The sequence below is a fragment of the Ochrobactrum sp. Marseille-Q0166 genome (assembly GCF_014397025.1).
Classification (GTDB): Bacteria; Pseudomonadota; Alphaproteobacteria; order Rhizobiales; family Rhizobiaceae; genus Brucella.
This window is the reverse complement of the sequence record NZ_JACJUO010000002.1, coordinates 296,665-318,553: the sequence shown is the minus strand read 5'-3', so window position 1 is coordinate 318,553 and position 21,889 is coordinate 296,665. Positions and strand designations below refer to the sequence as shown.

Sequence of the window (21,889 nt, the reverse complement as noted above, 5' to 3'; positions counted from 1 at the left end):
CAGCCAATCGTGTCCTATTCACTTGTTCAGGCCACCACGCATCGACCGGAGGCGTTTAATGCAATGACCATTATGCCCAAGGACGCTGTTGGGCGTTCTTTGCTTCAAACGTGTCGATGTTCGTTACCTTTTCCATGGTGAGTCCGATGTCATCAAGACCATTGAGCAGGCAATGACGCTTGAAATCGTCGAGATCGAAGGAAATTGAACCACCATCGGGACCATGGATTTCCTTGGCTTCCAGATCAACGGTGAGCGTTGCATTCGCACCGCGCGATGCGTCGTCCATCAGCTTGTCGAGGTCTTCCTGAGAAACCTTGATCGGCAGAATGCCGTTCTTGAAGCAGTTGTTATAGAAGATATCGGCAAACGAGGTCGAGATCACGCAGCGAATGCCGAAATCAAGCAGAGCCCAAGGCGCATGTTCACGCGAGGAGCCACAACCGAAATTGTCGCCAGCAACAAGAATCTGTGCGTTGCGATAGCCGGGCTTGTTGAGCACGAAATCCGGATTTTCGGTTCCGTCTTCATTAAAGCGCATTTCGGCAAAAAGCCCCTTGCTCAGACCCGTGCGCTTGATCGTCTTCAGATAATCCTTCGGGATAATCATGTCCGTATCGATATTGACGATCGGCAGGGGGGCCGCGACGCCCGTGAGCTTGGTGAACTTGTCCATGTTCCTGACCTGTCGGTTGGGTATTTTAATTTGCAGTCTGCTTTACATCAGCGTTGCACAGAGTCAATGTTTCAGGCCGCAACTGCCCAATAGGTCGCAACCCTAAGCCAGATTTACAACGCCTCCGGCCTGTTTTGAGACAAGCCGGAAGCGATTAACATGCCCGACGCATGAATATGTCTGAAAATGGTTTTAAAAATTCAGAATCATGCGCTGAAGGAAAGTCTGGCGAAATTATTGCATGTTAAGTGCTATGCCGCCCGCCTCGCTGCCGGTCAACCTGCGAGATTTCCCGTCTGCACCGACAACAAATGTGAAGCGTCTGCGCAGCGTCGACAGGTTCGGCGAAACCGTGACGTCAATTGCAGGGTCGAATTGCAGGGTGATCCGCCAGAGATCGGGCTTGATCGTTTCTTCAACACCGATAATACGAGCGTTAAAGGCGGTTGAATGAAACATGCCTGAGACGCGCTGGCTGACCCGGTAAGGGGTCGCACTCTCTTCGATGCGAGTGGCTTCGGCTTTTATGCCATTGGCTGCAAGGGTATTCCAATCGCGCGTGCCGGACTGGCGGGCAACAAGGTCAAGTGCCTTTCCGTGGCTGATGTGAATACCTTCTTCATTCAATGCCTGCCGCAAGCGGCGAGCCTGATGCTTGAAATCAGTTGTATTGTGCCCAGCAAGGATAGCTGTGGTCATGGTTTCGCTCCTGAAGTGAGCAGCATTTTCGTAAACGGGCGCTCGCATTGCCGTTTCTGCCGTCACCGGAACAGGAACGTGAATTCAGAATGCTTTACCGAGGCCGTCAGGCTGCGAGCGGCGGGTGCATTCCAACCGAAGGCCGGAAAATAAGCAGAGTTAAGGCGGATTTCAAGTCTTCTGAATGGGAGGTGCGCTCACACCGCACTTCTAGCTGCATTCGCTTCCGAGCGATCATTATGCTGACAGTACAGGAATATTATATTTGCTTGACCGGATAGCTTAAATAATCAAAGTCTTATCTACGATTTTTGTCTTATGATTAGCAGCGATAGGTGGAATATGCTTCGAATTTTTCTCTTGGGATTGACAGTTACAGTGATGAGTTTGCCAGCGTCTGCGGCAAACAAACCTGGCTTCAATCCGCATGAAGGACTATTTAAAAGCAATCGAGGCATGGAGCTTCAGGCTGATGTGACGCACAAAAGTGGCGATCAATATGCCGTATCTCTGTCTACGAGCGTCCCAATGGTCGATAATCAGCCTGGCTGCGGTGGCGGTGTCTCCGGGGATGTCACCATTAAAGACAAAAAGGCGACATTCAAAATCCAGAACGAAGGTTTTGATCCGAAAGAAGCCGAGTCCGTCAGGAACCCGCGCTATTGCGAGATAAAGATGAATTTCGTTGGTGAGTATAAACTCGAGATCGAAGAAGTCGGCGGATGCACCTATTACCACGGTGCATCCTGTGAGTTCACCGGAACGCTTGAACACGAAGCCAGCGGAATTTAAAAACTTTGTAGGCGAGCGCTTGTTTGCTGATGCAGATCGGTGCACAAATTGCGCATGAAAACAATTGCTCGCCCACGTCGTTCCGTTTTGTTCGTACCCGCATCCAATAGCCGTGCGCTTGAAAAGTCGCTGACGCTTGCAGCGGATTGTGTGATTTACGATCTGGAGGATTCGGTAGCGCCCGAGACAAAAATTTCAGCGCGAGACGCGTTGTCAGCACACTTTTCCCAGCATCCCAAGGTTGGATTTGAGCGGGTCGTGCGGGTAAACACTGCCGATACCGAGTGGGGCAAGGGCGATGTTGACGCTGCAGCCAGAATAGGTGCAGACGCCGTGTTGTTACCCAAGGTCGAACGCCCGCAGGATGTGATAGACGCTGCCAACCGGCTTGACCACCACGATGCGGACCCAGATATGCGCGTCTGGGCGATGATCGAAACGCCACGTGGCATCCTCAATGCGGATGAAATTGCTGTACTTGGTCATCGTTCGGCGGCAAGGCTTGGGTGTTTTGTGGTCGGGCCGAACGATATCGCGCGTGCCACTGGCGTTCGTCCGCAAACCGGACGGCCTTATCTGATCCCATGGTTGATGCAAATCATTCTGGCTGCGCGTGCTGGCGGCATTGTTGTGCTGGACGGTGTTTTTAATGACTTTCGGGATGGTGTGGGCTTTGAAGCGGAATGCTTGCAGGCTGCATCAATGGGCTTTGACGGCAAGACGCTTATTCACCCCTCGCAGATTGAGGTGGCCAATCGCGCCTTCTCCCCTTCGGATGAAGATGTGGCCCATGCACGCGCGGTGATTTCAGTGTTTGCGCAGCCCGAAAATGCTGAGAAGGGTGTGGTTTCACTTGATGGCCAGATGGTCGAACGTCTGCATCTCGAAATGGCCGAGCGCGTTCTCGCAAAATCAAATTCGTCATCATAACCAAGGAAAATGACTATGAAGCTTTATCGTTTCATCACCGGCCCGGATGATTCTGCTTTCTGCCACCGTGTTACCGCAGCGCTCAATAAAGGGTGGCAGTTGTATGGCTCGCCGACCTATGCTTTCAACGCTGCAACTGGCGTTCTGCATTGTGGTCAGCCGGTCATCAAAGAAGTTGAGGGTGTAGACTATACGCCCGACACCAAGCTCGGCGAATATTGAGAATGAAAAAGCCCGGCTCTAAGCCGGGCTTTTGTCTTTCTTGGGCATGTTTTTGTCCCAAAACCGGACACCACTTTTGCAAGACACGCTTTTAATTGAGGCCACGCTTTTCAATCATCGCATCCGGCGTCGGCATCTTGCCGCGGAAGGCTTTGTAAAGCTCTTCCGGGTCGCGGCTGCCACCGGCAGAATAGATATATTGCTTGAGCTTCGCGGCCAGTTCAGGGTGGAACGCGTCGCCGGTCTCTTCAAAGGCCGAGAAAGCATCGGCATCCAGCACTTCTGACCACATGTAAGAATAGTAACCGGCAGAATAGCCATCGCCGGAGAAGACATGGGTGAAATGCGGCGTGCGGTGACGCATGATAATCGCGTCTGGCATCGACAGCTTTTTCAGCGTTGCTGCCTCGAAGGCCAAAGGATCTGCGATCTTCTCCTTGCCGGTATGAAAAGCCATGTCGACAAGCGCGGAGGAGGTGAATTCCACCGTGTTGAAGCCCGCATTGAACGAACGTGCTGCAAGCACCTTGTCGAGAAGCGCTTTTGGCATTGCTTCTCCGGTGCGATAGTGCACGGCATATTTTTCAAGCACGGCGGGGACTGTCAGCCAATGCTCATAAAGCTGCGAGGGCAGCTCGACGAAATCACGCGAAACAGCGGTGCCGGAAACAGCTGGCCATGTCACATCCGACAAAAGTCCATGCAACGCATGACCAAATTCGTGGAACAAGGTGCGGGCGTCATCAAGCGACAGAAGTGCTGGCTCCCCTGCCTTAGGCTTTGCAAAATTCATCACATTGTAGATGAATGGTTTTTGTCCGGCATCGAGCTTGTGGCTTGATTGCAGCGAACTCATCCATGCGCCAGAGCGCTTGGAGGTACGTGCGAAATAGTCGCCCAGGAACAGGCCGCGTTCACTGCCGTCAGCGTTCAATACCCGAAACACCCTTACATCCGGGTGCCATGTGGGAATCCCTTTTTTCTCTTCAAAGCGAATGCCGAAAAGGCGGGTTGCAACATCAAAACTCGCTTCGATGATCTTTTCGAGTTGCAGATAAGGCTTCAATTCCGCCTCATCAAAAGCAAAACGTTCGGCACGAAGCTTTTCGGCGTAAAAGCGCCAGTCCCACGGTGCGACCTTGTGGTTATTGCCGTCGGCCGCGATCAAACGTTCCAGTTCTGCTTCTTCTTCGCGCGCTTTTGCACGCGCCTTGTCCCAGACTGGCTCCAGAAGGTCCATGACAGCCTTCGGCGTCTTGGCCATGGTGTCGTCGAGTTTGTATGCGGCAAAATTGGCATAGCCGAGCAGGCGGGCCTTGCGTTCGCGCAGTTCCACCATTTCGCGCACGATCTCGCGGTTGTCCGTCTCACCACCGTTTTCGCCGCGCTTAGCCCAGGCGTTGAAAGCTTGCTCACGCAGTTCGCGATTTTCTGAGAAGGTCAGGAATGGTTCAACAATCGAGCGTGACAGCGTGACCGCCCATGCATCGGGCTGCCCGCGCTCGGCTGCAGCACTCTGCATGGCGTTTTTGAGAAAATCCGGAAGCCCCGCAAGATCCGCCTCTTTGGTGATGAACAAAGCCCAACTTGATTCATCTTTGAGAACATTCTGGCCGAAGCGTGCACCTAGGCCTGCGAGCTTTTCATTGATGCCAGCGAGCTCTTTTTTGCCTGCATCGTCAAGCTTGGCGCCAGAGCGGACAAAGCCTTTCCAGGTCTTTTCCAGAACGCGTTTGGTTTCGACGTCCAGATCAAGATAATCACGTTTCTCATAAAGTGCATCAATGCGCGCAAACAGTTTAGGGTCCATCATGATGCGCGAATAATGACGCGACATTTTGGGTGCGATTTCTCGCTCCAGCGTCTGAATGGTCTCGTTTGTGTGAGCACCGGCTCGCAGCCAGAAAATCGAGGAAACGCGATCAAGTGACTTGCCCGTCAGCTGCAAGGCCTTCAGCGTGTTTTCAATCGTCGCCTCAGTGGTATCGTTTGCAATTGCCTCGACCTCCGCAAGGTCATCAGCCAGAGCCGCATCAAAGGTGGCAGCGAAATCGACATCCTTGAATGCGTTGAAATCCGGCAGGCCAAGCGGTCCGTTCCATTGCGTCAATGCGTGATTATAAGCTTGTCTTTCGGACATCATAAAACTCCGGATAAAATCAATTCGATATGAATGAGACTTAGGATTTTGCGGTGGATGAGACAAGGGTGCTATCGGATTATGAAAAAGCCTTCATGATGGGGAGGCAGGGGTTGACTTTCGGGGCAACCAAGCGCAAATCAGCCACGCAGCCGCATTTTTTGGGCTGCATTTCAACCGGAGTCTTATTCTCTTATGCCAAGCGACAGTCACAGTCGATTGTTTCAGCCGTCAAGGCAGTTCGTGATCTGATCGTTTGCGGTCAGCTTGCACGGTCTGTCTTCGACGGCGGATCGACAGAAAGGCAAGCCCATGACCGACAACAACTTCATCTCTGAAGTGCTCAATGTTGCCGACCTCCCTGCTGCAGCAATCGCTAGCCGCATCGCCGATATTCGTACGGGCGACGCGGTAGAGATCGTCAATGAACTCGACGCAGATGACGCAGTTGCCGTTATCGCCCAGCTTTCGCAAGAAGATGCGATCCGCCTGCTTGATCAGCCGGAACTGGAACGTGCCACGGAAATTCTGGCCATTCTTCCGCCAAACATTTCAAGTCAGTTGCTGGATGGTATGTCCGCTGACCGGGCGACCGACGTCTTTCAGGAACTCGAAGATGCCGATCGCGCACGGCTGTTCCCCATTCTCGCACCCGAAACGAAAGCTGCACTCAAGAAGCTGATGGGCTACCCGCCGAACACGGCTGGTAGTCTGATGACCATTGAGTTCATCACCGTGCCTTCCAATTGGAATGTCGGGCAAACGCTTGACCATATTCGTCAGGTCGAACGTACACGTGAAACGGTGTACGCGATCTATGTGATTGATCCGCAAACTCGCGTTTTGCTTGGTGTGGTCAGCCTGCGCCGGCTGATTATCCGCGAGCTGGATGAGCCGATCCTTTCGCTTGCACGCGACGATGATCCTATTACCATTTCACCAAACGCAGATCGTGAAGACGTTGCGCGCCTTTTCCGCAAGCACGACCTTCTGGCAGTGCCTGTCGTTGATGACAGCCGCCATATTATCGGCATCGTGACTGTTGACGATGTGCTCGATGCTATGACCGAGGATGCGAGCGAAGACGCCTATCGTTTCGGTGGTATGGAGGCGCTCGACAAGCCTTATATGCGTATCGGCTTCGGCGAGATGCTGAAAAAACGCGCAGGCTGGCTGGGCATTCTGTTTTTGGGCGAAATGCTCACGGCAAGTGCGATGCAGCATTTTGAAATGGAACTGGAAAAGGCACTGGTGCTGAGCCTGTTCATTCCGCTCATCATGTCTTCGGGTGGTAATTCCGGTTCGCAGGCAACATCGCTGATCATTCGCGCGCTGGCCTTGCAGGAAATTAAGTTGAAGGATTGGTGGCGGGTCGCATTCCGTGAGTTGCCGACTGGGGTGGCGCTAGGTAGCTTCCTTGGCTTTATCGGCATAGTCCGTATCACTATCTGGCAGATGCTCGGTATTTATGATTACGGCGAACACTGGATATTGGTCGCTATCACCATTGGCATGGCACTGGTCTGTATTGTGACATTCGGCTCTGTAACGGGTTCAATGCTACCTTTTATTCTCAAAAGGTTAGGCTTTGATCCGGCAAGCGCTTCTGCACCTTTTGTAGCAACGCTCGTCGACGTGACAGGGCTTGTGATCTATTTCAGCGTTGCGCTGGTCATTTTGTCAGGCACTTTGTTATAGAATTCACGGCAAAACTGTCACAATCAACGTGTAAATAAACGCGCAATTCCGGGTTTTTCGGGTTAATTGAGGGGCAGTTTAGCGCTGCCCCTTTCTAAAACGCAAAAAAACCTGTAAGAGCGCCCCATTGATTTTCCGTGCATCCATCTTGGCGCGGCTCCCAACTCATACAAGAAGTGATCTCCATATGGAATTGCGTAATATCGCTATTATCGCACACGTCGATCATGGCAAGACAACATTGGTCGATGAACTGCTGAAGCAGTCGGGCTCGTTCCGCGACAATCAGCGCGTTGCAGAACGCATGATGGATTCGAACGACATCGAAAAAGAACGCGGGATTACCATTCTCGCGAAGGCGACTTCGGTTGTCTGGAAAAACACACGCATCAACATCGTCGATACGCCAGGCCACGCCGACTTCGGTGGTGAAGTGGAGCGTATCCTTTCGATGGTGGACGGAGCGATCGTTCTCGTCGATGCTGCTGAAGGCCCGATGCCGCAGACGAAATTCGTTGTTGGCAAGGCACTCAAGGTTGGTCTGAAGCCAATCGTTGCGATCAATAAGATCGACCGTCCAGATGGCCGTCATGAAGAAGTTATCAATGAAGTATTTGATCTCTTTGCCAATCTTGACGCAACCGACGAACAGCTCGACTTCCCGGTCCTTTACGGTTCGGGCCGTAACGGCTGGATGGCTTTGAACCCGGAAGGCCCGCAGGACGAAGGTCTGGCACCGCTGTTTGATCTTGTTCTCAAGCATGTTCCGGCGCCGAAAGTTGCTGAAGGCCCGTTCCGTATGATCGGTACGATTCTTGAAGCTGATCCGTTCCTTGGCCGCATTATCACCGGACGCATCCATTCCGGTTCGATCAAGCCGAACCAGAGTGTTAAGGTCCTTGATCAGGAAGGCAAACTTCTTGAAAACGGTCGTATTTCGAAGATTCTCGCTTTCCGCGGTATCGAACGTCAGCCAATTGAAGAAGCACAGGCAGGCGACATCGTTGCTATTGCCGGTCTTTCCAAGGGCACAGTTGCAGACACGTTCTGCGATCCTTCCGTGACCACACCACTTGAAGCACAGCCGATTGATCCACCGACTGTGACCATGTCCTTCATCGTCAATGACAGTCCGCTGGCCGGAACGGAAGGTGATAAGGTTACCAGCCGCGTGATCCGTGACCGCCTGATGAAAGAAGCTGAAGGCAGTGTTGCTCTCAAGATTGAAGAATCCGGCGAGAAGGATTCGTTCTTCGTTTCCGGTCGTGGCGAATTGCAGCTGGCTGTTCTCATTGAAAACATGCGCCGTGAAGGCTTTGAGCTGGGCGTTTCGCGTCCACGCGTCGTCATGAAAGACGGCGAGAATGGCGAAAAGCTTGAGCCAATTGAAGAAGTCGTCATCGACGTCGATGAAGAATATTCTGGCACCGTTGTTCAGAAAATGTCTGAACGCAAGGCTGAAATGGTAGAACTGCGTCCTTCGGGCGGCAATCGCGTTCGTATGGTGTTCTATGCACCGACCCGTGGTTTGATTGGATATCAGTCGGAACTTCTGACCGACACACGCGGTACAGCGATCATGAACCGTCTGTTCCATGATTATCAGCCATACAAGGGCGAAATTGCTGGCCGTAACAACGGCGTTCTGATTTCCAACGATCAGGGTGAAGCTGTTGCTTATGCGCTCTTCAACCTCGAAGATCGTGGTCCGATGATCATCGACGCTGGCGTCAAGGTTTATCAGGGCATGCTGATCGGTATTCATAGCCGCGATAATGATTTGGAAGTCAACGTGCTCAAGGGCAAGAAGCTCACCAATATCCGCGCTGCCGGCAAGGACGAAGCGGTGAAGCTTACGCCTCCGATCCGTATGACGCTGGAACGCGCTCTGTCCTGGATTCAGGATGATGAGCTGGTCGAAGTGACGCCAAAGTCGATCCGCCTGCGCAAGCTCTACCTCGATCCGAATGAGCGCAAGCGCTTTGAAAAGAGCAAGTCGAGCGCAGCTTGATTTCTCTGACGATATAAAAACGGCGCCGTAAGGCGCCGTTTTTTGTTGCATTTTATTTCTACCGCTCGCCGCGGCGATAGGGCTGCATCAGTGCCTGTGGTACGCGTGCGCGGCGCGCCATGACCACAAGAGCTACAATCGACATGATGTATGGGATCATCAGGAAAAGCTGATAAGGAACGACCTTCCCGTAAACCGTTTGCAGACGCAACTGGAACGCGTCAAACAGTGCAAAGAGCAGTGCACCGAGAAGCGCACGCGCGGGCTTCCAAGAGGCAAATACGACGAGGGCGATGCACACCCAGCCGCGTCCTTGCATCATCGTCGGAAAGAATGAATTGAAGGCAGAGAGCGTCAGAAACGAGCCGCCGACAGCCATCAAAGCACTGCCAAACATGATCGTGAAAATACGAACACGGATCGGGTTGATGCCTTGCGCTTCGGCTGCATGGGGATTTTCACCCGTCATGCGTATGGCAAGGCCCAATGGCGTACGGAAAAGCACATAACCGAGCAGCAATGCCAGTGGAATGGCGATCCATGTGAGCGCGGTCTGGGTGCCTAAAACCTGTCCGATAAATGGAATATCCGAAAGCCATGTCGGATTGACCGGCTGAAATGGCGTGATCGTCGGCGGTGTCGAAGACAATGGCACCAACAGACGGAACAGGAAGTAGCTGAGGCTTGACGCGAACAGCGTGATCCCAAGGCCCACGACATGCTGCGACAGGCCGAGCGGCACGGTCAGGGCTGCGTGCAGCAGACCGAATACAGCACCCGACGCTGCGGCTGCAAGCACGCCTACCCAAAGGTCGGCCCCGTTGAAGACCGTCAGCCAGCCGATCATCGCGCCAAAGGTCATGATACCTTCGATGCCCAGATTAAGAACGCCCGCGCGTTCGCAATAAAGCGCGCCAAGCGTGCCGAAAATCAGTGGTGTTGCGATACGCAGGACCGAGACCCAAAGGCCGGCGGAAAGCAGGATATCCATCAGCTCGTTCATCGGGCGATCCTGTATTGGGTGAAGAAGAGAGCAACCAGCATGGCGAGTAGCGAAAGTGCCACGGTGACATCGGCAATGAAGCTCGGAATGCCAATGGCACGGCTCATGCCGTCAGCTCCAACGAACATGGCGGCTGCAAAAAGTGCAGAGAAAATAGCACCGATGGGGTTCAGATTGGCGAGCATGGCAACGATGATGCCGGAATAGCCAAAGCCCGGCGACAAATCGGTGGTGACATAGCCTTTGACACCCATGACCTGTATCGCACCGGCAAGACCTGCAAGGCCGCCTGAAATACAGGCGACTTTCACCAACGTTTTGCCAAGGGGCACGCCTGCAAAACGTGCCGCTTTCGGATTAAGCCCCGCAGCTTTGGTTTCAAGACCAAAAACAGTGCGCTTCTGCACATATGCGATGATCAGCGCAAGGGCGATGGCTATCAGAATACCGATATGGAGGCGCATACCCGACATGATTTTGGGTAGCATGGCTGCATCTGGCACGGGTTCCGACTGCGGCCAGCCAAAAGCCAGCGGGTCTTTCATAGGACCTTCGATCATCATCGAAACAAATAGAACAGCGATGAAATTGAGCAGCAGCGTGGTCACGACTTCATCGACGCCAAAGCGCAGGCGTAATCCAAGCGGTATCAGTAGAAATATCATGCCAGCAATCCCACCCACGATCAGCAGCAATGGGATAAGCACGGGGGCGGGGAGCGCCAGTTGTGTGCCAAGTGCAACAACGGCCAGTGCACCCATATAGAACTGGCCTTCGGCACCGATATTCCAGAGTTTTGAGCGGAAAGCGACAGCCGCAGCAAGGCCGGTCAGCATCAGCGGGGCTGCGCGGGTTAGTGTTTCGGTGATGGAAAGCCTTGTGCCGAATGCGCCGATTGCAATCTGGCGGAAGGATTCAAGCACTGGCGCGCCTGCGGCTGCGATCAGCAGGCCAGCCAGCACAAACGCAGCGAGTACAGCAATAACCGGAGCCGTTGCCACCAGAAGCATGGGGCGGTGTTCGCGTCGTTCAATACGCATCAGTTGAGCCCCTTCGTCGTATTATTCTGCCATTCGCCGGCCATCATCAGGCCCAGTCTTTGCGCATTGGCCTCGGCTGCATCTATGGGTGGAGAAAGCTCTCCTTTGACGATAGCTTGCACGCGATCGGCAAGGCCGATGATTTCGTCAAGGTCTTCCGAGATGAGCAGCACGCTAGCACCTTTGGCGCGGGCTTCCAGAATGCGGGAATGAATGGCTGCGACTGCACCTTCATCAAGGCCGCGTGTTGGCTGGGCTGCAATCAGAATACGTGGAGCCGTTTCAAGATTGCGGCCAAGAATAAGCTTCTGCATGTTGCCGCCAGATAACAGGCGAATGCGACTGTCGGGTGTTCCGCCGCGCACATCAAAATCCTTGATGATGCGATCCGTAAATTCGCGCGCCGCCGTTCGATTGACCAGAATTCCATTCGAGAATTGCGGATCGCGGACGCGCTCAAGTACGGCGTTTTCCCAAAGTGTCAGATCGCCGATTGCACCTTCTGCATTGCGATCTTCCGGGATACGTCCAACTCCCATCCCCACGAACTGGCGCGGATCAAACTGTGTGACCGCTTCGCCGAACATAACGAGTGAACCATTGGCAGGCTGGCTAAGCCCCGAAACAAGACGCCCCAGCGCTGCCTGACCATTACCGGAAACGCCGATGATGCCAAGGGTTTCGCCAGCGCGCAGATGAAAATCGAGGTCTTTAAGGCGTGTTGCTCCATCTTCAACCACGGTTATATTCTTTGCTTCAAGCAAAGTCTCGCCGGGGGTGGCGGCTGCGCGCGAAGGGCGCGAAACACGGCGGCCAACCATAAGTTCGGCCAATTCTTCCTTGGATGTTTCGGACGCTTTACGTTCAGCCACAAGCTTGCCGCCGCGCAAGACCACAACGCGGTCAGCCGCCGACATGACTTCATGCAGTTTATGCGAAATGAAGATGAGCGACAGTCCCTGACGCGCCATTTCTTTTAATGTCGCAAACAGGCTTTCGGCTTCCTGTGTGGTCAAAACGGCGGTCGGCTCGTCAAGAATCAGAATGTCCGCGTCGTTATACAGCGCTTTGAGAATTTCCACGCGCTGCTGTTCACCAACCGAAAGATCACCAAGCCGCGCATCTGGATCGACTTGCAAGCCAAAGCGCTTGGCGATTTCCGCGATCTTGGCTCGCGCTGCGCTATCCGCTGATTTCAGCTTCCAGAGGCTTTCGGTGCCGGTGATGATGTTTTCCAGAACCGTAAGATTTGGAGCCAGCGTAAAATGCTGATGCACCATGCCAACGCCAGCCTCGATAGCGGCGCGTGGCTTGCCCTGCGGTATTTCTACACCTTTGACGAAAACGCGACCCTCATCGGGCACGTAATGGCCGAAGAGAATATTCATCAGCGTGGTTTTGCCAGCACCGTTTTCGCCCAGGAAAGCGAGGATTTCGCCGCGTTCAAGCTGTAACGAAATATCGTCATTGGCGGTCAGCGTGCCAAAGCGTTTGGTTATATTTTGCAGTTCGAGAACTGTGGTGGTCATGCGTTCAACCCCGCAACGCCAAATTTGTGCTGAAAGCGATGGTCCTCTTCCATCAACTCGCCAAGGTTTAAGAGAAGATTGTCCGCTCCCATTCGTCCAATCAACTGAATTGCAAGCGGCATGCCGTTTGCGTCCTCGCCAAATGGCATGGAAAGTGCCGGAAAGCCGGAAATATTGGCCAATGCGGCATAAGGCGCGAATGCATTCATCGTATGCCAATGTGTATCCACATCGTCGTGATCCATCGGGTAAGAGCCGATGGGCAGAGGACCACGCGCCAGCATCGGCGTAATCAGTACATCAATATCGTGAAAAATTTGCCAGAGTTTATGGGCGGTCATAACGCCACCATTCATGGCGTCGTAGAGTTCGATCGCGCTCATCTTGCGCCCGCGCAAGGCTACGGCTTGCGTCAGTCTCTCAAGCTTATCTTCGTCAATGGAGAAAGCATCAATAGCAGATGCCAGATTGGCCGAGATGATCCGGTCAAAAGCTGTCGCACTTGTATCAATGAGCGGCGCAAGCTTTCCCGCGTCGATTGTGCGGATTGTATGGCCCTGCGCTTCGAGAAAGCGGGCCGCATTGTCAACCACTTGATGGCGCTGTTCCGTTACCGGATATTTGGTCAAATCTCCCGAAACAATACCGATGCGCAATTTTGAGAGGTTCGTGTGTGGTACGAATGCCAAATCGGGCAGGAAGCTTTCGGTGTTCCCTGCAACGAGCGGGAATAATGTTTTTGCATCGCGGACTGAGCGGCAAAGCGCAAATTCACTTGCAATACCCGCGAGATAATTACCGAAATGCGGACCGGCTGGCATAGCGCCACGGCTTGCCTTGAGGCCGATCAGCCCGCAGGTTGCAGCCGGAACGCGGATCGAGCCACCAGCATCGGTTGCATGGGCTATAGAGACGATGCCTGCTGCCACGGCTGTAGCCGCACCGCCGGATGAGCCGGCAGGCGAGAGTGTGTTAACGAAAGGATGGCGAGCGACAGGGCCGTCTATCGGCTCACTTGCAAGCGCCATGCCGAATTCGGGGACAGTTGTCGTGCCGAAGAAATTAAGGCCCGCTTTGCGTAAACGTGCGGCGAGTTCTGAATCAAGGTCTCGTGGCGCATCTGCGCAAGCGCGGGAACCAAGGCGTATCGGAAGCCCCGCGCATGGACCTCCAAGGTCCTTGAACAGGGACGGCACTCCGGCGAATGGAGCTGTCTGATCGAAGGCAGTCGAATTTTTGCGTCCAAGTTCTTCATCGAGATATGCAATGGCGCCCAGAGGGCGCCATTTTTCTGCGGCTTCAATCGCGGCATCCATGGCCTCTCGTGCGGACAAAATGCCCTTCGCAATCGCGAGTGCGAGCGCCGTTGCATCCTGTTGCTTCATATCGAGTGCCACGTTGCTGTCCTGAAATTTCTTACTTAGGCTCTGCCGGATTTGGCTCGACCTTGAAAGTACCAGCCTTGATCTCCGCGCGGCGTGCTTCCATCTTGGCTTCGACTTCTGCCGGGGCAACGCCCTTGACGTAAACGATGTCGTTGCCGCCTTCCTTCATCAGGCTGAATGGTGTGTAGTCCTTGCCGGTTGGATTGCCAGCCTTGACGTCTGCAACGGCTGCATCAAGGATTGGGCGGAAGTTCCACATTGCATTGGCAAAAACCGTGTCCGGGTAGCGTGGCGTGTAATCGATCAGCGAACCAATTGCCTTGATACCACGTTCCTTAGCGGCGTCTGCCGTGCCAATACGTTCGCCAAACAGGATGTCTGCACCAGCATCGATCTGCGCGAGGCCAGCTTCACGTGCCTTTGGCGGATCAAAGAATGTGCCAATGAATGAAGCGTTGAACTTCGCATCCGGGCGGGTTTCCTTCACGCCCTCCTGAAATGCATTGATGAGCATGTTGACTTCAGGAATTGGGATAGCGCCAACCGAACCGAAAGTGCCGGTCTTGCTCATGCCGCCAGCAAGCATGCCGGCAAGATAGGCAGCTTCAAAATTCCAGGTGCCGAATACGCCGAAATTGTCACCCTGTTCCTTGCCGGACGACCCCATGATGAACGTGGTCTGCGGGTAGTCAGCCGCAACTTGACGCGCTTCGCGCTCAACAGCATAGGATTCGCCGACGATCAGTTTGATGCCCTGTTCTGCATATTCACGCATGGCGCGCGGATAGTCGCTGGCCGAAACGCCTTCCGAGAAGACATATTCGATAACACCGTCGTCATTGGCCTGCTTGAGCGCTTCGTGAAGACGCGAATTCCATGCATTTTCAACGGGCGAAGCGTGAATCCCCGCAACTTTCAGCTTTTCTTCGGCTGCAAACGCGCCGCTGGACAGGGCAGTTACGCCAAGTGCCGCAGACATTACGAGAACGCTGCGGCGTGTGAATTTGGTTGTTGTGGTCATAGGAACCCCTCTTGGGTGATGTGTAGACGTGCAATTATGCGCGACTGATTGCTCCGCCTCTTTTTGTGAGGCTTATGAGCAACGTCACGAATTTCAGACGAATCTGCCGTTAATTCAAGCGCTTTTATCAGACGATTGAAAAACAGGCACTCATTTTTCGTCGTATATTTGTGGGAATATCATCCCAGGGGTGCATAATCCGCACCATCAACCGAAGAAGGGCGCCCTTCAAGGTTGAGCACGCTGACGCGTTGTGGTGTTTCGGCGATGATCTTGCCACGCTTCACGACTGTCAGACGGTTGGCCTTGAGACGTAAAGCTTCCAGTGGGTCTCGCGCCTGAAGCACCACAAAATCTGCATTGCAGCCTTTTTCAAGGCCATAACCTTCAAGGCCAAGTGCCTTAGCGGAATTGACGGTGAGCGAATTGAAGACCTGTTTCTTACCTTCGATCGACGTCATCTGCGCCACATGTACAGCCATATGGCCGACTTCGAGCATGTCACCTGAACCCATCGAATACCAGGGGTCCATCACGCAGTCATGACCAAAGGCCACATTGACGCCAGCAGTCATCAGTTCTGGCACGCGGGTCATGCCGCGACGTTTTGGATAGGTGTCGGCACGCCCCTGCAAGGTGATGTTGATGAGCGGGTTTGGAATAGCGTTCATCTGCGCTTCCGCAATCAGCGGAATGAGCTTGGAAACGTAGTAATTATCCATGGAGTGCATGGATGTGAGATGCGAGCCGGATACGCGGCCCTGAAGACCAAAACGCATCGTTTGTGCAGCCAATGTTTCAACATGGCGAGACATTGGATCGTCGGTTTCATCGCAATGAATATCAACCGGCAGGCCGCGTTCTGCGGCAATGCGGCAGAGTTCTTCAAGCGAGGCTGCACCATCAGCCATGGTGCGTTCGAAATGCGGAATGCCGCCGACAACATCAAGACCCATATCGAGCGAACGGTTGACGAGATCGACAGCGCCCGGCGAACGATAATAACCATCCTGCGGAAAGGCCACGAGTTGCAGATCGATATATGGCTTCACCTTTTCACGCACTTCGATCATCGCTTCGGCAGTGAGCAGGCGCGGATCGCTGACATCGACATGGCTGCGAATGGCAAGCAGGCCCTGACTTACGGCCAGATCGCAATAACGCAAGGCGCGCTCGACCATGGCTTCAACGGTCAGCATTGGCTTTAATTCGCCCCAAAGTGCGATGCCTTCCAGGAGCGTGCCCGAGCGGTTGAGGCGCGGCAGGCCCAGTGACAGAGTTGCGTCCATATGGAAATGCGGATCGACAAAGGGCGGAGTGACCAGCCGATTGGAAGCATCGATTACCCTTCCGGCTTGATGTTCACCCCTTGATGGAACGATATCGGCAATCTTGCCGTCTTTGACCAGAATGTCCTGCTTTTCACGTCCGTCGGGAAGATTGGCGTTTCTCACAATCAAATCGAACATCGGCGGACCTTTCATCTTGGGGCAGGGCGAGCGGCAAGCAGGATGCACAGCTCGTTTTCATTGCCTTATACCCAACTTTCTAAGCACGCAATGCTAACGGAGGCATAAGGGGTCGTCATCCGCAACGTAAAATGCTAGGCCCGCCAAATACCGTTTGCAGGATAGTCATGTTCACCATCAGCCGCATTGAATCCATCACACAGGAGATAAAGAAAAGTCGGTTTCTGGCTATTGCCGCCCCTGTCGTCAATGAACAGGCTGCAAAGGACTTTCTCGCTGAATATTCAGATCTTGCTGCGACCCATAATTGCTGGGCATGGCGCATTGGGCAGAACTATCGTTTCAGTGACGATGGTGAGCCAAGCGGCACGGCAGGCAAGCCAATTCTACAGGCAATAGACGGGCAGCAGCTCGATAATATCGTGGTTGTGGTCACGCGCTGGTTTGGAGGCATCTTGCTGGGCAGTGGCGGATTGATGCGTGCATATGGCGGTACGGCGGCCATGTGTCTGCGTCAGGCGGAAAAGACCGAAGTGATCCCGGTGATAGGCTTTTCATTTGCCTGTGATTTTTCCGATCATGCGCTTCTGAAGGCGCGGCTTACGGCCGTCGAGCATGTGACGATTGCCAATGAAAACTTCACGGCAACCGGTGTTGAAATTGCTGGTGCAATGCCTCTCGCTGCACAAGACGATCTTGCACGTCTTGTGAGCGATATTACGCGCGGCAAGACGACCATCACGTTTGACGAGTGATCAGGAAAGTTGCGACTTCCGTAGCGCTTCCGCTGAATAATGCTTGCGTTTGTCTTCATACATCAGAAGGTCGGCGCGTTTGGCGACTGTTTCCAGTTTTTCGCCGGGCATGCATGTTGCCGCACCCATCGAAAGCTCGATTTTCAGCTGCGAATAATATTGGTTGTTGATGTCAACCAATCGGCGAATATCTTCCATCACCGATTCCGCACCGCGTTCATCCACATAAGGCAGTACAACTGCAAATTCGTCACCGCCGATACGTGCGGCGTGTCCGGGAAGCTTTACCGCTTCATTCAGCACTTCGCCGATACGGCGCAACAAGCCGTCACCGCTGGCATGCCCCAGCTGATCATTGGCTGCTTTCAAACCGTTGAGATCGATAATGATGATCGAAACGGGTGTATGGCCCTTGCGTTCAAGCCGGTTCAACTCATCAACGTAGAAAGCACGGTTGTGCAGCTTTGTCAGCACATCATGCTTGCCGAGATATTCAAGATAGGCTTCGGCCTTTTTGCGCGCCGTAATGTCGGCAAGGGCAACCTGAACCAAAGACCAGTCGTCTTCGTGTCCAGGCAGCACGGAGAACTGCAACAGCAGGTGTCGTTCTGAGCCATCCAGTGCGTAGTTTATGACCTCGCGGCGCTGAAACAGCACACCGTTCCAGAGGTCAATCAACTGCTCACGAAAATTCGCTTCCATGTCGCCTTTGAAGACATTTTGCAGGTTTTGCAAAAGTGTTGCTTTGTCAGGTGCAAGGAACAGATCAAGAGTTTCCCGATTAATGTCGAGAACGCGAATCTCGTTCATGCACTGGCGCACAAATTCTGGATGCACATCAGTGAAAACGCGAAAATCGACTATTCCACGTTCACGAATGTCATCCATTAATTGTTTGATGCGGCTGAAATCTTCCACCCAGAGCGAAACGGGTGAATGTTCGAACAGGCCTTCGGCATGCTGTTTATGCTTGTTCTGCTCACGACGGGCTTCTTCGCGGGCGGTTACGTCTTCGATGGATAGAAGAACGCGATCCCAGCTTTCTTCATGGCCTGGTAGAACCACTCCCTTGAGCTGAATGTCGAGACGCTTACCAGTAAGGGAATAATTTACGGTGTCGCTGGCGAAAGCGTTATCACCATTCCAGAGCTGGACCATTTCTTCGATATGCGGGTCAATCATATCGTCGCGAAATACGCGCTCCAGATTTTCAGTGAGATGGTTGGTGTCGTGTGCTTCATAGAGAGAAAGAGTCTTGCGATTGACCTTGAGTACGCGAATCTGGCTCGTGCAGATGCGCAAGCGGGTTGTATCTTCTTTCAGAAATGCTCGTAAATCTGTAACGCCCAGTTTGCGCCACTGCTCGAACTGCTTTCGCAATCCGCTATAGTCTTCGAGCCATAGGGAAATCGGTGCAAGCTCAAAGATATTGGCACCATCAGTCAAAGCATGTTCGATATTCATATTGGGGCTCTAAACGTGAGGCGTCCGTGCAAAAAGCGCAGATCAGACTTTAAAAAAGATCGACGCCTTATATTACGGGGCGATAAGTTAGACCAGCGAATATGTAGAGAAGAATGTTATTAACCAAAACTCGTAGGGATTGATTAAAGGGGCATTTGGTAGATACAAGCTCATCAAGAACAATTATTGATTGTAGCCACGATTAAATCATTGTTCATTTATGCTTTCGTTTTTTGCCTCGCTAAGGAAGCTTGGCCGACGAAAGTATGCGGGGGCGGGTTTGAAAGTGATAACGAAAAATGGATGAGCGGCTAAAAGGCCAAGAATTACCTTTGGCTGTGGATCTCGATGGAACACTTGTCGCGACAGACCTGCTATGGGAAAGCGCGTTTATTCTTTTAAAAAAGAACCCGCTGTTTCTATTTTTGCTACCGATATGGTTATTATCAGGCAAAGCTTATTTAAAGCAACAAATTGCGATGAGGATATCTCTCAATCCAGCTTTGCTTCCTTATCGACAGGATTTTCTGGATTATTTGAATCATGAACACGCGCGTGGTCGCAAACTGGTTTTGGCTACTGCTGCAGCGCAACCTTTGGCACAAGCCGTAGCGGAAGAGCTTCATATTTTCGATGAGGTACTTGCAACGAATGGAAGCACCAATCTTTCCTCTCATCGCAAAGCACAAGCACTAACCGAACATTATGGTCTGAAAGGCTTTGATTATGCCGGCAATGATCGCGCCGATATAGCGGTTTTTACCGCCGCACGTGAAGCAATCGTCGTCGCGCCTGATCGTGCCGCATCACGCTTTCAGAAAGTTCACGGTAGTCGTCTGTTTGAAAAGAAAGCCAACGGTATCAAACCCTATTTGAAGATGTTGCGCGTTCACCAATGGCTGAAAAACCTGCTGGTTTTTGTTCCTGCAATCCTTACCCACACCATCTTTTACCCCGAAGTATTGCTGTCTTCGGTTCTGGCTTTCGTTGCATTCTCCGCGGCGGCATCTGCGATTTACATCCTTAATGATATTATTGATCTGCCACTCGATCGCCAACACGCTCGCAAGAAGTTGCGCCCTTTTGCGAGTGGATCGCTTGGCATTCCCTTCGGACTTAAAGTTTCAGCCTTACTTCTGCTGACAGCGGCTGCGATATGCTTTCTGCTTCCGCCTGAGTTTGCGATGGTCATAGGTCTTTATCTGATTGCAACGACTGCTTACTCGCTGGCGCTCAAACGGATGTTGCTCATTGATGTGATCTGCCTGGCAGCGCTTTATACTCTGCGGCTATTGGGGGGAACAGCGGCGACCGAGATTCCGCAGTCATTCTGGCTGATGGCCTTTGCCATGTTCTTCTTCCTGTCGCTCGCGCTGGTCAAACGTTACGTTGAGCTACAGAATTCGACGGTGACGGAGAAAGATCGTATAGCAGGCCGCGGTTATCGTCCTGAAGATATGGATATTATCGGCCAGAGTGGCGTGGCCTCCGGCTTTACGGCCGTCGTGGTTCTCGCACTTTACATCAACAGCGGTGCTGTGCGCGAGCTATACACTTATCCTTGGCTCATCTGGCCGTTGGTCCCGATTGTACTCTACATCATCATCCGCGTGTGGATTTTGACACACCGTAGGGAAATGGACGATGATCCCGTTGTATTTCTTGCAAATGACTGGCGTAGTCAGGTGGTGATCGCGATAGGTGCGGTTCTGCTGTTTGTGGCCGGAATGCGCTGATGGACCGGTCTTTCGAAAGCTTTGGACGCATTGATCGCGGCAAGCGAAAGGCGATTGCTTTTGGCGATGTGTTCTCCAGGCTGGAAGGCCCGGAAAGCCTGCTCGCTTTCGGCAATGGGCGGTCTTATGGCGATAGCTGCCATAATGATGCTGGTTTGCTTGTGCCAATGCGTGCACACAAGACCATTATCAGTTTTGACCCGCATACAGGAATTCTGGAAGCTGAATCTGGCGCGTTTTTGAGCGAGATTATTGCGACTGTAGCGAAGCACGGTTATTTCCTGCCCGTCACTCCCGGCACGCGTTTTGTGACGCTTGGCGGTGCAATCGCCAATGATGTCCACGGCAAGAACCACCATTTGCGAGGAACCTTCGGCAGTCATGTCGAAAGCCTTGAGCTGCTTCGTTCAGACGGCGTGCATTATATCTGTTCAAGTTCTGAAAATAACGAGCTATTTGCGGCAACCATTGGTGGTATGGGCCTGACAGGGCTCATTCTCAATGCCCGTATCCGTCTGATGCCGGTTGGTTCACTGGATGTTGAAGAACGCATCACGCCATTTGACAATTTGGCTGACTATTTCGCAATGGCGGAAGAAGCTGACCGCCACAATGAATATGCTGTCGCATGGGTGGACCAGCTGGCAAGTGGTCGCTCAGAAGGTCGTGGTGTGCTAATCACGGGTAATCATGCCATCAACGGCAATCGCAAAGTAAATAGCGCAGAAGCTTCGCTCGGCGTGCCGTTTGATCTGCCATTTTCGATGCTCAACAAGCTGAGCCTGACGGCGTTTAACTCTCTCTATTTTCGCGCAAAACGCCGCAAACAGGAACCACATCTGACAGGCTTTGCGGGTTTCTTTTATCCGCTTGATGGTTTGCGCAACTGGAACCGGCTTTATGGTCCGGCAGGGCTTTATCAGCATCAGAGTGTTATACCATTTCATGAGGCAGAGCGTGTCATTCCCGCTATGCTGGCAGCAAGCAGATCAGCAGGGCAGGCATCGTTTCTCACCGTATTGAAGCGGTTTGGCGAGGTCCATTCACCGGGCCTGCTGTCATTTCCAAAGCCCGGCTATACGCTGACGATGGATTTTCCCAATCGCGGGCGCAAGACGCTGGATCTGCTTAATGCGCTTGACAAAATGACGGTCGAGGCTGGTGGACGTGTTAATCCGTACAAGGATCAACGCATGAGTTCTGAAACATTCAAGGCAAGCTTTCCAGAATGGCAGCAGCTTGAAGACATGCGCGATGCGCGGTTCTGCTCCGATTTCTGGCGGCGTACTGCATTAAAAAATTAAACCACGGGACAGACG

Annotated in this window: 19 protein-coding genes; 9 read left to right on the top strand and 10 right to left on the bottom strand. The window is 52.9% G+C overall.

All coding sequences use genetic code 11. From position 1 onward, the window contains the following. Positions 1-70: 70 nt before the first annotated feature. Entirely contained in the window at positions 71-676 is a 606-nt protein-coding gene (gene leuD / locus H5024_RS12640) for a 3-isopropylmalate dehydratase small subunit (protein WP_187547342.1), read from the bottom strand. A 234-nt stretch (positions 677-910) separates the two neighbouring features. Then, the gene (locus tag H5024_RS12635; RefSeq protein WP_187547340.1) at positions 911-1,375 is read right to left on the bottom strand and encodes a glyoxalase superfamily protein; all 465 of its coding nucleotides are present in this window, start codon (positions 1,373-1,375) and stop codon (positions 911-913) included. A gap of 342 nt (positions 1,376-1,717) precedes the next feature. On the opposite strand from H5024_RS12635, the gene H5024_RS12630 reads away from it, so the two are divergent. Genes H5024_RS12630 through H5024_RS12620 form a run of 3 tightly spaced genes read left to right on the top strand, consistent with a single transcriptional unit; the run spans position 1,718 to position 3,319 of the window. Further along, complete coding sequence (locus H5024_RS12630) at positions 1,718-2,167, top strand: hypothetical protein (RefSeq protein ID WP_247875281.1); 450 nt, start codon at positions 1,718-1,720, stop codon at positions 2,165-2,167. Positions 2,168-2,206: 39 nt separating this feature from the next. Then, the gene (locus H5024_RS12625; RefSeq protein ID WP_348770695.1) at positions 2,207-3,097 is read left to right on the top strand and encodes a CoA ester lyase; all 891 of its coding nucleotides are present in this window, start codon (positions 2,207-2,209) and stop codon (positions 3,095-3,097) included. Between the two features lie 15 nt (positions 3,098-3,112). Further along, complete coding sequence (locus H5024_RS12620; protein WP_187547336.1) at positions 3,113-3,319, top strand: DUF1737 domain-containing protein; 207 nt, start codon at positions 3,113-3,115, stop codon at positions 3,317-3,319. A 91-nt stretch (positions 3,320-3,410) separates the two neighbouring features. Here the strand turns inward: H5024_RS12620 and H5024_RS12615 are convergent, their stop codons facing one another. Beyond that, positions 3,411-5,459, bottom strand: a complete 2,049-nt coding sequence (locus H5024_RS12615; protein WP_187548600.1) for a M3 family metallopeptidase — start codon at positions 5,457-5,459, stop codon at positions 3,411-3,413. A 53-nt stretch (positions 5,460-5,512) separates the two neighbouring features. On the opposite strand from H5024_RS12615, the gene H5024_RS12610 reads away from it, so the two are divergent. The 3 genes from H5024_RS12610 (at position 5,513) to typA (ending at position 9,168) form a co-directional block, all read left to right on the top strand. Then, positions 5,513-5,797: a hypothetical protein gene (locus H5024_RS12610; protein ID WP_247875279.1), complete on the top strand. Its 285-nt coding sequence runs from the start codon at positions 5,513-5,515 to the stop codon at positions 5,795-5,797. Further along, on the top strand, positions 5,772-7,157 hold the full coding sequence (gene mgtE / locus H5024_RS12605) for a magnesium transporter (RefSeq protein ID WP_187547334.1): 1,386 nt from the start codon (positions 5,772-5,774) through the stop codon (positions 7,155-7,157). The genes H5024_RS12610 and mgtE overlap by 26 nt, the downstream gene beginning before the upstream one ends. Positions 7,158-7,344: 187 nt before the next feature. Then, complete coding sequence (gene typA / locus H5024_RS12600; protein ID WP_187547332.1) at positions 7,345-9,168, top strand: translational GTPase TypA; 1,824 nt, start codon at positions 7,345-7,347, stop codon at positions 9,166-9,168. Positions 9,169-9,226: 58 nt separating this feature from the next. Here typA and H5024_RS12595 read toward each other — a convergent pair whose 3' ends face one another. The 6 genes from H5024_RS12595 to H5024_RS12570 all read right to left on the bottom strand — a co-directional run bounded on the left by H5024_RS12595 (position 9,227) and on the right by H5024_RS12570 (position 16,615). Next, positions 9,227-10,171 carry an ABC transporter permease gene (locus tag H5024_RS12595; protein WP_187547330.1) on the bottom strand — a complete coding sequence of 315 codons (945 nt, stop codon included), beginning with the start codon at positions 10,169-10,171 and terminating at the stop codon, positions 9,227-9,229. After that, the gene (locus H5024_RS12590) at positions 10,168-11,211 is read right to left on the bottom strand and encodes an ABC transporter permease (RefSeq protein WP_187547328.1); all 1,044 of its coding nucleotides are present in this window, start codon (positions 11,209-11,211) and stop codon (positions 10,168-10,170) included. The genes H5024_RS12595 and H5024_RS12590 overlap by 4 nt, the downstream gene beginning before the upstream one ends. After that, positions 11,211-12,740, bottom strand: a complete 1,530-nt coding sequence (locus tag H5024_RS12585) for an ABC transporter ATP-binding protein (protein ID WP_187547326.1) — start codon at positions 12,738-12,740, stop codon at positions 11,211-11,213. Before H5024_RS12585 ends, H5024_RS12590 begins: the two co-directional genes overlap by 1 nt. After that, on the bottom strand, positions 12,737-14,125 hold the full coding sequence (locus H5024_RS12580) for an amidase (RefSeq protein ID WP_187548599.1): 1,389 nt from the start codon (positions 14,123-14,125) through the stop codon (positions 12,737-12,739). Before H5024_RS12580 ends, H5024_RS12585 begins: the two co-directional genes overlap by 4 nt. 31 nt (positions 14,126-14,156) lie before the next feature. Further along, positions 14,157-15,146 (bottom strand): BMP family protein, encoded by a 990-nt coding sequence (locus H5024_RS12575; protein ID WP_187547324.1) that lies wholly within the window; start codon positions 15,144-15,146, stop codon positions 14,157-14,159. 179 nt (positions 15,147-15,325) lie between these two features. Next, the gene (locus tag H5024_RS12570; RefSeq protein WP_187547322.1) at positions 15,326-16,615 is read right to left on the bottom strand and encodes an amidohydrolase family protein; all 1,290 of its coding nucleotides are present in this window, start codon (positions 16,613-16,615) and stop codon (positions 15,326-15,328) included. A gap of 167 nt (positions 16,616-16,782) precedes the next feature. On the opposite strand from H5024_RS12570, the gene H5024_RS12565 reads away from it, so the two are divergent. After that, positions 16,783-17,370, top strand: coding sequence for a YigZ family protein (locus H5024_RS12565; RefSeq protein ID WP_187547321.1), 588 nt, complete (start codon positions 16,783-16,785; stop codon positions 17,368-17,370). Here H5024_RS12565 and H5024_RS12560 read toward each other — a convergent pair whose 3' ends face one another. Further along, positions 17,371-18,834, bottom strand: a complete 1,464-nt coding sequence (locus H5024_RS12560) for a GGDEF domain-containing protein (protein WP_187547319.1) — start codon at positions 18,832-18,834, stop codon at positions 17,371-17,373. A gap of 299 nt (positions 18,835-19,133) precedes the next feature. Here H5024_RS12560 and H5024_RS12555 point away from each other — a divergent pair, with 299 nt between their 5' ends. Both H5024_RS12555 and H5024_RS12550 read left to right on the top strand, forming a co-directional pair. Then, positions 19,134-20,570, top strand: coding sequence for a UbiA family prenyltransferase (locus tag H5024_RS12555; RefSeq protein WP_187547317.1), 1,437 nt, complete (start codon positions 19,134-19,136; stop codon positions 20,568-20,570). Continuing rightward, entirely contained in the window at positions 20,570-21,874 is a 1,305-nt protein-coding gene (locus H5024_RS12550; protein WP_187547315.1) for an FAD-binding oxidoreductase, read from the top strand. The genes H5024_RS12555 and H5024_RS12550 overlap by 1 nt, the downstream gene beginning before the upstream one ends. The last annotated feature ends 15 nt before the right edge of the window (positions 21,875-21,889 follow it).

What these genes read in the sequence shown, in the direction of transcription:
- H5024_RS12630 (WP_247875281.1), top strand. Translation starts at nt 1,718, where the DNA reads ATGCTTCGAATTTTTCTCTTGGGATTGACAGTTACAGTGATGAGTTTG.
- leuD (WP_187547342.1), bottom strand. Translation starts at nt 676, where the DNA reads ATGGACAAGTTCACCAAGCTCACGGGCGTCGCGGCCCCCCTGCCGATC.
- H5024_RS12615 (WP_187548600.1), bottom strand. Translation starts at nt 5,459, where the DNA reads ATGTCCGAAAGACAAGCTTATAATCACGCATTGACGCAATGGAACGGA.
- H5024_RS12595 (WP_187547330.1), bottom strand. Translation starts at nt 10,171, where the DNA reads ATGAACGAGCTGATGGATATCCTGCTTTCCGCCGGCCTTTGGGTCTCG.
- H5024_RS12580 (WP_187548599.1), bottom strand. Translation starts at nt 14,125, where the DNA reads ATGAAGCAACAGGATGCAACGGCGCTCGCACTCGCGATTGCGAAGGGC.
- H5024_RS12565 (WP_187547321.1), top strand. Translation starts at nt 16,783, where the DNA reads ATGTTCACCATCAGCCGCATTGAATCCATCACACAGGAGATAAAGAAA.
- H5024_RS12620 (WP_187547336.1), top strand. Translation starts at nt 3,113, where the DNA reads ATGAAGCTTTATCGTTTCATCACCGGCCCGGATGATTCTGCTTTCTGC.
- H5024_RS12585 (WP_187547326.1), bottom strand. Translation starts at nt 12,740, where the DNA reads ATGACCACCACAGTTCTCGAACTGCAAAATATAACCAAACGCTTTGGC.
- H5024_RS12570 (WP_187547322.1), bottom strand. Translation starts at nt 16,615, where the DNA reads ATGTTCGATTTGATTGTGAGAAACGCCAATCTTCCCGACGGACGTGAA.
- H5024_RS12575 (WP_187547324.1), bottom strand. Translation starts at nt 15,146, where the DNA reads ATGACCACAACAACCAAATTCACACGCCGCAGCGTTCTCGTAATGTCT.
- H5024_RS12555 (WP_187547317.1), top strand. Translation starts at nt 19,134, where the DNA reads ATGGATGAGCGGCTAAAAGGCCAAGAATTACCTTTGGCTGTGGATCTC.
- typA (WP_187547332.1), top strand. Translation starts at nt 7,345, where the DNA reads ATGGAATTGCGTAATATCGCTATTATCGCACACGTCGATCATGGCAAG.
- H5024_RS12635 (WP_187547340.1), bottom strand. Translation starts at nt 1,375, where the DNA reads ATGACCACAGCTATCCTTGCTGGGCACAATACAACTGATTTCAAGCAT.
- H5024_RS12590 (WP_187547328.1), bottom strand. Translation starts at nt 11,211, where the DNA reads ATGCGTATTGAACGACGCGAACACCGCCCCATGCTTCTGGTGGCAACG.
- H5024_RS12560 (WP_187547319.1), bottom strand. Translation starts at nt 18,834, where the DNA reads ATGAATATCGAACATGCTTTGACTGATGGTGCCAATATCTTTGAGCTT.
- mgtE (WP_187547334.1), top strand. Translation starts at nt 5,772, where the DNA reads ATGACCGACAACAACTTCATCTCTGAAGTGCTCAATGTTGCCGACCTC.
- H5024_RS12550 (WP_187547315.1), top strand. Translation starts at nt 20,570, where the DNA reads ATGGACCGGTCTTTCGAAAGCTTTGGACGCATTGATCGCGGCAAGCGA.